The organism is Nitratidesulfovibrio liaohensis, from assembly GCF_011682075.1.
GTDB lineage: Bacteria > Desulfobacterota > Desulfovibrionia > Desulfovibrionales > Desulfovibrionaceae > Cupidesulfovibrio > Cupidesulfovibrio liaohensis.
On sequence record NZ_VSMK01000687.1, the window covers coordinates 1 to 13,040 of the forward strand.

General features: G+C 66.9%; 5 protein-coding genes and 1 pseudogene. 5 read left to right on the plus strand and 1 reads right to left on the minus strand.

Annotated features, from left to right (window positions below; translation table 11 throughout):
- Positions 1-240: 240 nt before the first annotated feature.
- The 4 genes from FVW27_RS17755 to FVW27_RS17770 are packed head-to-tail and all read left to right on the plus strand — an operon-like array spanning position 241 to position 3,773.
- Positions 241-1,161 carry a branched-chain amino acid ABC transporter permease gene (locus tag FVW27_RS17755; RefSeq protein ID WP_167127757.1) on the plus strand — a complete coding sequence of 307 codons (921 nt, stop codon included), beginning with the start codon at positions 241-243 and terminating at the stop codon, positions 1,159-1,161.
- Between the two features lie 30 nt (positions 1,162-1,191).
- On the plus strand, positions 1,192-2,268 hold the full coding sequence (locus FVW27_RS17760) for a branched-chain amino acid ABC transporter permease (protein WP_167127760.1): 1,077 nt from the start codon (positions 1,192-1,194) through the stop codon (positions 2,266-2,268).
- A gap of 12 nt (positions 2,269-2,280) precedes the next feature.
- Complete coding sequence (locus tag FVW27_RS17765; protein ID WP_167127763.1) at positions 2,281-3,048, plus strand: ABC transporter ATP-binding protein; 768 nt, start codon at positions 2,281-2,283, stop codon at positions 3,046-3,048.
- A complete protein-coding gene (locus tag FVW27_RS17770) occupies positions 3,048-3,773 on the plus strand; it encodes an ABC transporter ATP-binding protein (protein ID WP_167127766.1) in 726 nt (241 codons plus the stop codon). The genes FVW27_RS17765 and FVW27_RS17770 overlap by 1 nt, the downstream gene beginning before the upstream one ends.
- Positions 3,774-3,907: 134 nt before the next feature.
- On the opposite strand, the gene FVW27_RS17775 is transcribed toward FVW27_RS17770, so the two are convergent.
- Positions 3,908-11,440: a Calx-beta domain-containing protein gene (locus tag FVW27_RS17775; protein WP_167127769.1), complete on the minus strand. Its 7,533-nt coding sequence runs from the start codon at positions 11,438-11,440 to the stop codon at positions 3,908-3,910.
- A gap of 680 nt (positions 11,441-12,120) precedes the next feature.
- On the opposite strand from FVW27_RS17775, the pseudogene FVW27_RS17780 reads away from it, so the two are divergent.
- Positions 12,121-13,040, plus strand: a pseudogene (locus FVW27_RS17780) (hypothetical protein); the annotation flags it as partial.

Below are 13,040 nucleotides of genomic sequence, written 5' to 3' on the forward strand. Positions count from 1 at the left end.
CCGCCGCACGCACAGCGCGGCTTCCGCTTCCATCCGCGCCGCCCTGCGGCGTGCCGGGTTGCCGCCCGGCCAAGGTGCCGCCCTGCGCGGGTTCCCATCCGGAACCTGGCACCTGCGAAGCGGAACATACGAATCACCTTTCACGGACGGCGCGCACGACGCGCCGCCCGTGTTCTGCCCCCCTGACGCGCGCACGGCGCGCGCCAAGGGGCAAACCGTTCCACGGAGGGTTTCGGGACTGTGGAAATCTTCATCCAGAACCTGTTCAACGCGCTCCAGTGGGGCAGCTTCTACGCACTGATCGCCCTGGGCTACACCCTGGTGTACGGCGTGCTGCTGCTCATCAACTTCGCCCACGGCGACATCTTCATGGTGGGCGCGTACATCGCATTTTTCGTCTCTTCGCTGCTGCTGGGCGACCTTCTGGGCGTGTTCAACCTGCCCGGCTGGGCCGCGCTGGCGCTGACCGTGCCGCTGACCATGCTGCTCACCGCCGGGGTCGGCGTGACGCTGGAGCGCATCGCCTACCGCCCCCTGCGGCGCAAGGGCGCACACCGTCTGTACGTGGTCATCACCGCCCTGATGTGCGGGCTTATCCTTGAAAACGGCAACCTCGCGCTGCTGGGCGCCAGCCGCCGCAAGCTGCCCGACATGGTGGACAAGGTGGTGTACACCTTCGGCTCCGTGTCGGTGACCAACCTGAAGGTATGGGTCATCGTGGCGGCGTTCCTGGTGTTCTTTCTGCTGCAGTTCATCGTCACCCGCACCCGCATCGGCATGGCCATGCGCGCGGTGGCGTGGGACAAGTTCGCGCTGCCGCTGATGGGCATTCCGCTCGATTCGATCATCGTTTTCACCTTCGTGCTGGGGTCGGGCTTCGCGGGCCTTGCCGGGCTGCTTTTCGCCATGTCCTACCCCATTCTCGACCCCTACATGGGCGCCATGGTGGGCTGGAAGGCCTTCATCGCGGCGGTGGTGGGCGGCATCGGCGACATTCGCGGGGCGTTCATCGGCGGCTTTCTGCTGGCGTTCATCGAGATCATGGTGGCGGCGTTCCTGCCCTCGACATTCAGGGACCTGTTCGCCTTCACCATCCTGCTGATGATCCTGTGGCAACGGCCCACCGGCCTCTTCGGCGTGGCAAAGACCACCAAGATCTAACCCGCGACGCACGCCAGAGGATACGCGAACATGCAGAAATACACCCTCAACGCCGCACTGGCGGCGCTGTGCCTTGGCCTTGTGCTGCTGGCGCAGTTCAACGTCATAGACCAGTACACCCAGACGGTGCTCATGTTCATGGGCATCAACATCATCTTCGCCAGCAGCCTGAATATCGTGAACGGCTACATGGGCGAGTTCTCGTGCGGGCACGCCGGGTTCATGTGCGTTGGCGCCTATGCCTCGTCGGTGCTTTCGGTGGTGCTGTTCACCTCCAACAAGCTGGTGGGCGACGCGCTGCTGCCGCCGGAACTGGCCCCCATGCTGTTCCCCGTGGTGCTGATCGTGGCCGGGCTTGTGGCCTCTGTGTTCGGCCTGCTGGTGGCGCTGCCCTCGTTCCGCACGCGCGGCGACTACCTGGCCATCATCACCATCGCCGCCAACTACATCGTCATCTCGGTCATCGAGAACCTGGACATCATCGGCGGCCCGCGCGGCTTTCACGGCATGAAGCGGGTCATCAACGGCATGCGCGACATGGTGGACATTCCCTGGATGTTCATCTGGGTGATCCTGGGCACGCTGTTCTCGGTGTGGATACTGCGCCGCCTGGTCAATTCCACCTACGGCAAGGGCATTTCCGCCGTGTGCCAGGACGAGGTGGCCGCCGAGATCATGAGCGTGGACACCAACCACGTGAAGCTGGTGGCCTTCATGGTGTCGTCCGGCCTTGCCGGGGTTGCCGGGGCGCTGTACGCCCACGTGTACGGCTACGTGAACCCGCAGGCCTTCAACATCCTGAAGTCCACGGAAGGCCTGGTCATGGTCTACCTTGGCGGCATGGCCTCGCTGTCGGGCTCGGTCATGGCGGCCATCCTGTTCACGCTGCTGCTTGAATCGCTGCGCTTCGTCATTCCCGGTCTGGATGCGGCCCTGCACGCGGTCAACCTGTTGCCCGCCGGATACGAACTGAGCCAGGTGTGGAAGTGGGTACTCATCCCGCTCATCCTCATCCTGCTCATGCAGTTCCGGCCCGAGGGCATCATGGGCAACCGCGAGCTTTCGGGCGTCTTCCCGAAGCTGCGCCGCTTCTACACGTTCAAATAGGGGAACGAGGACATGCCGCTGCTTGAAATGAAAGGCGTGACGCAACGCTTCGGCGGGCTGCAGGCCGTTTCCGACTTCAACATATCGCTGGAAGAGCGCAAGCTCATCGCGCTCATCGGTCCCAACGGCGCGGGCAAGACCACGGTGTTCAACCTGATATCCGGGTTCTACCAGCCCACCGAAGGCCAGATCATCTTCGACGGCCAGCCCACCGCGGGCCTGCGTCCGCACCAGGTGACGGCGCGGGGCATTGCACGCACCTTCCAGAACATCCGGCTGTGGCACGAGATGAGCGTGCTGGACAACATCCGCATCGCCCAGCACCACCGCCTTGGCTACACCATCTGGGACGCCTTTCTGCGTACCGGTCGCTTTACCAAAAGCGAAGGCAACATCGACGCCATCGCCTGGGAAATGCTGGAGGCCATGGACCTGAAGGACGCCGCGCACGAACTGCCACGCAACCTGCCCTACGGGTTGCAGCGCCGGGTGGAGATTGCCCGGGCCATGTCCATCAGGCCCAAGCTGCTGCTGCTGGACGAACCGGCGGCGGGGCTGAACTCGGCGGACGTGGACGGGCTGATCAAGCTCATCCGCTGGATTCACGACGAGTTCGACATCGCCATCTGGATGATCGAACACCAGATGAAGGTGGTCATGAGCCTGTGCGAATGGATCAAGGTCATCGATTTCGGTAGCACCATTGCCGAAGGAACGCCGGAGGAAATCCAGTCCAACCCGGTGGTCATCAAGGCATACCTGGGAGACGATACGATCTGATGCTGCTCTCCATCGAGAATCTCTACGTAAAGTACGGCAATATCGAGGCGTTGCACGGCCTTTCGTTCCATGTGAACGAAGGGGAGATCGTCACCCTCATCGGGGCCAACGGCGCGGGCAAATCGACCACGCTGAAGTCCATCATGCGCCTGCCCCCGCCGGAGGCGCCCAAGGTCAGCGGCGGCGACATCCTGTTCAAGGGCAAGTCGCTGCTGAACGTGGAACCGCACGACGTGGTCAGCAAGCTGCACATCGCGCTGGTGCCCGAAGGGCGGCACATCTTCGGCAACCTGACCGTGATGGAAAACCTGATGCTGGCCACCTACGCCCGCAAGAACGACCCGGCCATCAGCCGCGACCTGGAACGGATATTCGACCTGTTCCCCCGCCTGGCGGAGCGGCGCACCCAGCGCAGCGACACCCTGTCCGGGGGCGAACAGCAGATGCTGGCCGTGGGCCGTGCGCTGATGACCAGCTGCGAGGTGCTGCTGCTGGACGAACCGTCCATGGGCCTGGCCCCGCTGCTGATGTACGAGATGTTCCGCACCCTCAAGGAACTGAACCGCGAGGGGCTGACCATCATCGTGGTGGAACAGAACGCCCGCCTTGCCCTGCAGGTGGCCAGCCGCGGCTACGTGCTGGATACCGGCGAGATCGTGGCGCAAGGCCCGTCCGATGCGCTGCTGAACGACCCGGAAGTGAAGAAGGCCTACCTCGGCGGCTAGCCCACGGTTGCCGGCTGCGGCAACGCAAGGGCCTCCACGAGGCTCCGGACATCGAAATGAAGCGGGCCGCCCCGAAAGGGGCGGCCCGTAGTGCGTTTGCGGGATGCCTGCTCTGCCGTTGCGTCGTGGCCCGGCTATCCGCCAGAGGTGGAGCTGACCACCTGGTGGATGAGCAACTGGTGGTCATGGGTATCGGTCAGGTCGCCGATGCTGGCGATCTGGGTGGCGGTAAGGCCGGTAAGGGTTACCGAATCGCCCCCCGCCGCCGTGAAGGTTACCGAGCCGTCGGCGGTATGGGCCGAGCTGGCCGCCGTGCTGGCGGAAAGCACCGGAGCCTCGCCGAACACCACTGCCAGCGACCCGGTGTCGCTGGAGGTCAGGTCGTCCAGACTGAGTGTAACATGCTGCGCGCCGTGGGCGGTAAGGTCGATGGCCTCGATGCCGGTGACCGTGCCCGCCGTGATGCGGCTGAAGTCCAGGGTCACGTCTTCGCCCTGCACCAGCAGGGTGTCGTGCCCGGTGCCGCCGTGCAGCCCGGCGAAGTCGTGGCTGGTGATGAACCCGTCGCCGCCGGTGTCGTGCACCACAAGGGTGTCGTTGCCCGCGTCGCCGTACAGGGTGTTCACCCCCGCGCCGCCGTCAAGGTAGTCGTTGCCGTCGCCGCCGTGCAGCACGTCGTTTCCGGCACCGCCGTACAGGTGGTCGTCGCCTGCGCCGCCGTGGATGCGATCATCGCCGCTGGAACCGGTGATGGTGTCGCCATGGGCGGACCCGGCCACGATGAGCCCGATGCCGTGCGCATCGTCGGAACCGTCGAATACGCTGCCCGTCTGCACGTGGGTGGTCAGGGTGGCCGTGACCTTGTCCGCCGCATCGCCCAGATCGTGCGCGGTGTACGTGTAGTGACCGTCGCCGGTAAGGCTGTAGTGCAGCTCGCCGCTGCCGGTGTCCACGGTCCAGCCGGAACCGGCGTGGCCGATACCGTCGCTGGCCGAGGCGTTGGCACCGAAGCCGATGCCCGCCCCATGGGGGCTGGGGTCGTCCACGCCCGCCAGCAGGTCACTGGTGTGCAGCACGCCCGTGGCTGCCAGCGCGGCCTCGTCGCCGGTAAGCGCGATGAGCGTGGCCGCCGCTGCCATGATGCCGGGGGTGGTGTCTGCCACGGCGATGTCCGCGCTCAGGCGCACGCTGCTGCCGATGGTCAGGGCGGCCTTGTCGGCGGCGGCCCCGGCATCCTTGAAAGTGACGGTGATGCGGTCCGATATGGCCGCGCCCGCCGTGCCGGTCACCGAGAAGGTAGCCTTGCCGCCCACATTGGTGATGGCCACGGCCTGCCCGTCCACGGTCACCGAGACCACGTTGGCGAAGGCCACGCCCTTCAGGGTGTAGGTGACCACCGCGTTGCTGTCCGGCGCGGAACCCGCAAGCTGGTAGGTGATGGAGTTGTGGCTTTCCTCGGCAAAGGTGGAGGTGAGCGAACCCACCGAACGCAGCGCGCTTTCGCCGTCGGCCACGCCGTCCAGGGTGACGGTGAAGGTGTGCTTGTCGCCCACCACGTCGTTGCCTGCAAGGTCGAACTGCACCTTGGCGTCCACGGCCCCGGCGGGCACGGTGACCCGCAGCGAGCCGTCCGCGCCGATGGCCACCGCCGTGTCCACTGCCTGCCAGTCGCCGCCGGCGGTCTTGATCCACAGCGTGGCGGTGGAGCCGGGCACCAGCAGCTCCGGCGTTTGCACGGTAAGGTCCACGCTGAAGTCGGCCACGGCGGTCTTGGTCATGCCGATGTGCAGTTCCGCGCTGCCGCCTTCTTCCGCCGTGCCGTAGCCGCCCTTGGTGTCCAGATACACCTGCGGACCGTCCAGGGTGTCGTTGACGGTGACGGTGTGGGCCGCGCCAAGGCTGCCGATTTCGCCCCCGTGGCTGTCCACCAGCGACACGGTGAAGGTTTCCTTGCCCTCGGTCTCGTAGTCGTTCCGCGTCACCACGCTGAAGGCCCCGCCCCCGGCGCTGCCCTTGGGCACGGTGACCTGGAATTCCCAGCCCACCACTGTGGTGCCGTCGGCGGCGAACACCCTGGTGATTCCGGCGGTCGACACGGCGGCGGCGCCTATCTTCACCCCGGCCAGGTCCGCCTCGGTCATGCCGGGGCCAAAGTCCACGCGCACGGTGAAGGTGGCGTCCTCTTCCACGGCCTTGTCCATGGAGATGCCGAAGCTGGCGGAACCATTGTTTTCCGAGATGCTTGTCGCGGACGCCGTCAGCGTCACGTCCGGCCCGTTGACGTGGTCGACGATGGTCACTTCCGCGCTGCTGCCGCTGCCGATGAACCCGGCGGGGTAGCCGTTGTACGGGTCGTTGGCCACGGGGGTGGCCGTGACCTTGAACGTGCGGTTGCCGTCGCTGATGAAATCATCCGGCAGGCTGACCTGCACCGAGGCGGCGGACCCGCCGTCCGGAATGGTGACCAGGGTGGTGTAGGGAGCGAAGTCCTTGCCCTGTTCCGCCGTGCCGGTGAAGGTAAGCTGGAAGGTCACCGGGCCGTCGCCCAGGGCCAGGGGGTGGCCATCCGCGTCCACCAGGCTGACGGTGACCGTCAGCGGGTGGGCCTGGCCTTCGGTGGCGGTGTCCGTCTGCGCACCGGTATGGTCGGTGATGGTCACCTGCACCGTGGGGGCGTCGTTGTCGATGATGGTCGCGCTGTCCATGGCCCCGTGCCCGTCACCGGCCACGGTGGCGTTGCCGCTGAGGTTGGACAGCACCACGGAGTAGGTTTCGTCGCCTTCCACGCGGTGGTCGTCCACCACGTTCACGATGGGCGTCTGGCCGGTTACGGTCACCGCGCCGTGCAGCAGGTGGTCTTCGATCAGGGTGGCGATGAGCCCGTCGGCGGACTTGCCGTCCACCGTGATGGCCGCCGTGCCGTCAGGCGCGAAGCTGATGGACACCGCATGCGTCCCCCCCAGGAATTGCAGGTCGGGGATGGTGAACACCGCCGTGCCGTCCTCCATGACATCCACCGAGAAGCTGTCGGTGGCGGACATCTTGGCCAGCACCATCAGCCCGGAATCCACGGTCACGGTCACGTTGCCCGCCGTGTAGTCGTCGGGGCTGTGCGCGCTGTTGTCGAAGGCCTTCAGGGTGAAGCTGACGTCGCCGTTCTGCAGGGGGCGGTAGTTGTCCGACAGGCTGCCGGTGACGGTGTACACCGCCTGGTTCACCCCGTCGTGGCTGGCGTTTTCCGGCAGGTCGTGCGCGGCAAGGCCCAGGGTGACGCGGCCATGGTCGGTGCCGCCGCCACCACCGGGGCCGGTGACGTCAACGAAGCGGAACCCGTCGTCATGGCGGGTTTCGCCGCCATCGGCGCCCACCACGCGCACGTGGTAGTAGTCGGTGTGCGGGATGGGCAGGGTAAGGCTGCCCGTGTCCTGACCGGCGGGTATGGTCACGGTGTATTCATGCACGCTGCCGTCGCTGCCCACCACCTGAAGGGTGACGGTGACGTCCTCGTTGGCCGTGGCGTGGCCGTCGGCGTCGTTGCCCAGACCCACCTTGATGGTGGTTGTGCCGTCGGCGGTGTTCTGGGTGGCGTCCAGTTCGGTGATGGACACCACCGGCCCGCGCATGTCGTCGGCGATGGTTTCCGTGCTGGTGGAGCCGGATTCGCCGGGGGTGAAGCGCACTTCGCTGCCCTGCATGTCCACGATGGTCCACGACACGGTGTCCGTGCCAGCGTCCACGCCATGGCCGTCGCCGGCAGTGTCGTGATCGTGCAGGATGTCCACGGAGAACCGGGCGGATGCCTCGCCCGCCTTGACGATGACGTAGTAGTCGGCCCCTTCGGGGCGGTCGGCGTAGCCGGGCAGGCCGCTGGTTTCCGATGCCGCGTGCAGGCCGGTACCGGTGCGGAAGTCGGTGCCGAGGCCCGCGGACCCCAGCTTCAGCCACACCACCACGTCCTGCGCGGCAACTTCCGTAAGGATGATGGTGTAGCCCACGGTGTTCACCGTGCCGGTGGTGTTGACGCCACCCGTGAACTCGGCGGATTCGCCGGGGGCCACGGGTTCGCGCACCACGGTTTCCGGGCCGAAGTATTCCAGCGACGGACCGTCCAGCTTCGCTTCGTGCCCGGCGGCGGTGTCGTCGGTAATGGTCACCGTGGCGGTGGTCTTGGCGTCGTTCAGCCCGGCCTCGTGCCCGGACACGCCGGTAAGCTTCACGGTAAAGCTTTCGCTGCCCTCGCTCAGGCGGTCGTCGGCCAGCTTTACCGGCACCTTGGCTTCCCAGCGGCTTTCCGTGGCGTTCCAGGTCCAGTCGGTGGGCTTCAGGGTGTACGAGGTGGTGGTGAAGTAGTCCTGGTCGGCTCCTGCGGTGTCGCCCGTGGCGCCGAACTTGAGCGATACGGTGATGTTCTGCGCGGGGGCTTCGTTCACCGTGTACAGGTCGCCGTCCTTCTCGTAGAGCACCACGGTGAGTTGGGCCGTGCCGTCGCTTTCCTGCGCGGGCACCGGGCTTTCCAGCCCCACGCGGAAGCCGTCGCCCTCAGCGTTGTTGCCTTCGTCGTACACGGTGGTGGTCTGGCTGCGTTGCCCGGCGATGACCACGTCCATGGTGGACGGGGTGTCTTCCGCCGGGTGGATGTTGCCGATCTGCACCGAGTAGTTTTCGTTGTTGTCGCCCAGCCGGTCGTCGATGGCGGCCACGCGCACGGGCAGTGCGTCGTCCAGCGGGCAGCCGTCCAGCACGGTGAAGGTCAGGGTCTTGCCGTCGGCGGAAACGCCGCTGACCCGCACGTAGCTTTCGCCTTCGGCATTGCTGCCGTAGCGTTCGGCCAGGTCCGCGTTGAGGGCGGCGACCAGCGCGGCGCGCCCGTCGGCGGTGGTGAGGTTGAAGGTCATGGCCGTCCAGCCGCCGCTGCCATCGGGCACGGCCCAGGTCACGTCGCCGGTGTTGGCCATGGTGGTGTTGTTGGTGGTGTCGGCGTCGAACCTGGCGGAGCCGTCCTTCAGGGTCACGTCGAAGGCAAAGGTACCCGCGGCAAAGGTGCCGCCGGTGGCACGCCCGCCCGCGTAGGACCAGTTGACCGTGTAAGTGGCGATGTCGTGGCTGTTGTCGCCGCTGGCGTTCCAGCCGTCCGCGCCGCCCGTGGAACCCGCCGGGTTCACGCGGGCACCGTAGGCCGCGTCCTCGTACACCTGTGAATCGCCGGTCAGCGAAAGTTGCAGGGTGGGCGTGGCGTTCAGCTTCAGGGTCAGGGTGGACGAGGCAGAGTCGCCGTCGCCGTCCTTGACCGTGTAGTTCACCTTCATGGTGAAGGAATCGGCAATGTCCTGGCCCGGCGCGCGGGTGAAGGTGTAGCTGCCGTCGGCGTGCAGGGTGAAGGTGCCCGCAGGGACGGAGGTGCCGGGGTTGAGGATGGTCACGGGGGTGTCAACGCCGTAGCTGGTGCCGTTGATCGAGAATCCCGTCACGGCACCGCTGCCCGTCCAGCCGTCTGTGCCGGATGCGTCGGGCGTGCTGTCCGTGCCGTGCGAGCTTTCGCCGGTCAGCACGTTGCCGTCGATGGCGGTTGCCGTGGCCTCGTCGAAGGTGTTGTTGTCCGGGGTGGCCGTGGGGCCGTCGTCGCGCACGGTCACCTGCACCGTGGCCGAGGCGGTGTCGCCCTCGTCGTCGGTGACGGTGAACCGGAACGCGGGCAGGTCCAGCCCTTCATTGTGGTTGCCGGTGTTGCCGTGGGCCAGCGGGGCGTACTGCACGAAGGTGACCGTGGCCGAGCCCGCGCCGGAAAGGTCCGCCCCGGTGATGACCACCACGAAGGCGGTGTGCTGCACGCCGCCCTCGGTGTACACGCCGCGCAGCACGTGCGCGTCGTTTTCATCCACCACCAGCGAGATGTCCGCGCCCGAGGCAGTTCGCAACACGGTGCCTTCCGGCACGGCCTGCGCGGCGTCCCAGGCGATGGACACGGCGGAAGGCGAGGCCTGGTTGCCCGCCGTCTCTGCGCTGCCGTCGGAATGCAGGTCGAAGTTGACGGTGCCCCGCGTGGCCGACAGCGCATCGGCGGCGGACAGGCCAAGACCCGTCAGCACCGCATTGACCGGGGTGGACAGCCCGGACGGGCCGGACGGGTCCACGTCGCCCTTGGCGCCGTACTGCTGCAACCCGGCGGATTCGTCGGAAACCAGGGTCAGGGCATGGCCGGTGGCCCCTTCCGGCGTGATGTCCGGATGGTCCTCCGTGCGCGAAACCACGACGGTTTCCGTGGTCTCGGAAATGTTGTTGCCGGTGGTCAGTTCGCCATCGGTCACGGTTTCCTGCGCCACGGCGGCCACGGTCAGCGTGGTGCCGCCCTCACCGTCGCGCGTGGTGCCGTCGCCCCAGCGCTCGTCGGACCAGTCGCGCGGGTCGAAGGTGAGGTCCGCGCCGATGCTGGCGCTGTCGCCGGAATTGATGCCGCCGTGGCTGGCGGTGGTGGCGTCCGTCACCTCGATGACCAGGGTGTAGGTGGAGTTTTCGCCCAGACCGTGCACCGGCGTGGTGACGGGCTGATGGGTGACAGGGTCCACGATCACCCAGCCCTGTGGCAGTTTACCGGTGAGCACCCAGTCGGTGGGGATGTCGCGCACTTCGATGAAGTGGCGCTCCGAACCGTCAAGGTCGGTGAAGGTGGCCGCCGCGTGCACGGTGACGGGCGTTTCCTCGGCAGCCGGGGCAGACTGCGCCATGGCCTCCAGACCGGGCTTGTCGGCCACTGCGTCGATGACCAGGGTGAAGGTGCCGGAAATGACGCTGCTCAGGCCGGAATCCGGGTCGGTGATGGCGGCTGTGGCCGAAAGGTTCATGTCGGCGGAGCTGTCTTCCGGCGGCCGCACGAACACGCCCGCCGCGATCTGCGCCGGGGTCAGCGTGACGATCTGGCCGGGGGAGGTCACCACGAAACTGCCGGGGCCGAAGGACGGGTCGCCGATGCTGATGGTGGTGCCTTCATGGAAACCGGTGAGGGTGAGCTGGGTCAGCACCTCGTTGTCCGCCGGAGTGAAAACCACGGCGAGTTGCAATGGTTGCTCGTCGCCGCCGGTGGGGTCCAGGTGCTGGTCGGGCCGGTTGTCCTCGTAGCCGCCCAGGGTGCTGGCCAGGCTGCCGTCGGGGGTTACCGGCAACAGCGTGAAGGTCAGCGTGCCGGACGCGGTGTCCAGCGGGCCTTCGGCGTCCAGCGTGGGTTCCATGGCGCTGTTCCAGAAGAACGGGGACAGCGGGTCCATGCGGTCTACCCCGGCGATGAGGCTGCCGGGGTCGTCGCTGTAGTCACCCACGCCGCCACCGGCAGCGCCCGCGCCCGCGCCGGGGCCTGCGGCGGGCAACAGGTCGGGTTCCATGGCGGCCAGAAAGTCATAGCCGGTAACGGTGCCGCCTTCGGGAAGGCTGAATTCCGGCATCAGGTCGGCGTTGTTGCCTTCGAAGAATCCGGACAGAACGATGCGGCCGCCGTCGGGAAAGCTGAACACCAGGTCGTCGCCGCTGCGGTCGAGGGCGGCGGCGTCGGTGGGAAAGCCCAAAGCGAAACGGGAATCGGCGTTGGCGTCGAAATGAAGCTCCTGCCCGGCGGCGGGCAGGAGCAACGCGACGGGGGCGGTGCCGCGCCCGGCGGCACCCTGCGGGGAACGGGTCATCGCTACCTCATGGTGTCTGCGCGCCGTTCGGGCGCAGGTTGGGCGGGCAGGTGCGACTGCCCGGTGTCATCGGGGGGCTGGATTTCCATGACGCTTTTTCGCGTAGATGATGCGCGATGCACCGTCATGCAGTGGGAATATCTGGAAGGCTGATTTTGAGTGTATATGCGCTTGGATGAATTTCGGCAAGGAAATGTACGTCTGTGTAGTGAAAAATGGGGGGGAACGTGGTGAAGCATGCAAGCGGGTGAACAAAAATGTGCAGCGATTCCCATAGGTGTAGTTATCGCGTTGCGAAGTATTGTAATGGCGCACAGTCTTCAGTGGGGGGATAGTGAAATGCATGATGCAGCGAGGTAGGGTTTTGCCTACGTTGCGTTGTGACGGTGATAGCCAAGATTGTTGATTGGCGCGGAGAATCCGGTTTTTCCGGATTGCCGTTCCGTCCGAGGAATACGGCGGAACGGCAGGGAATCCCCTTCCTGGGGGAGGGGGCGGGGCGGTGATGACCCGTGGAGGGGCGCCGCCATGCACGCAGCAGACACAGTGACCAGGAAGGTCGCCATAATCCGGTTGCGCGGCAGGGTGCCCGCGCGTATATCATGAAATGTCGGGAAAGGGGGGGCGGTTGCCGTTCCCTCGCCGCGCCGTTGCTCATCCACCTCACGAGGGGTTCCGCCGTGTCAGACAAGCCTTCCTCCCCGCCCTCCGCCCGCCCCGAAGCCACGCAACCCGGCAAGGAGCCGGACAAGGCGACATCAGGTCGTGAAACTTCCGCCGCCACAGAGGCTTCACCTTCGGGCGGGGCGGGTGTGGCCGCCGTCACGAGGTCGGAACCCCGGCAGGGCGAGCGGCCTTCTCCTGTGGGTGCGGGCAGCTCTGGCGCCGCCAGTTCCGCCAGTTCCGCCAGTTCCGCCGGTTCGACCAGTTCACCCAGTTCACAAAATGCGCAGGACAAGGCCTCCCCCCGTCCGGCAGCCGTCGATGCGGGCAAGCCCGCCGAGCGCCCCCTGTCGCGTTTTTCCGAGCGGAGCACCGACAACGCGCCCGGCAAGACACCGGACAAGACACCTGACCGGGGGGCGGGCAAACCGGCGGATGCCTTGGCGGTAAAGCCTGCCGAACGGGCCACGGAGCGCACGGGTGACCGGCCCGCGCGGCCTTCATACGGCTTTGCCGGACGTGCGGGCACGGGCAGCGGCACCGAGCCCGGCAAGACGGCGGGCAGTGACGGCGTGAAGACCGCTGTGCAGGCGCCCTTGACCGGAATGGCCAAACCCGCCGCCACTGCGCCCGGACTCCGGCCCGGCGAGAGCGGTGCCAAAGTTTCCGATGTGGCCGCCAAGCCTGCGGGCAACGCGTCCGTGCAGCCAAGCCAACATCCTCAGCCAGCGGCGGCCGGCCCCGCCACTCCGGCTGCACCGGCAAGCCGGGTGATCCCTGCCAGCCCCGCCAGCCCGGTGGGTGCCTCCGTTGCTTCCGCCGCGTCCGCTCCATCTGGCCCATCAGGTTCTCCCTCGGCCAAGGCAGCCGTGCCCGGGCCCTCAGCCCCGACACCGCGTCTGTCCACACCGCCGGACCCCGACCGCGCCGCGGCATT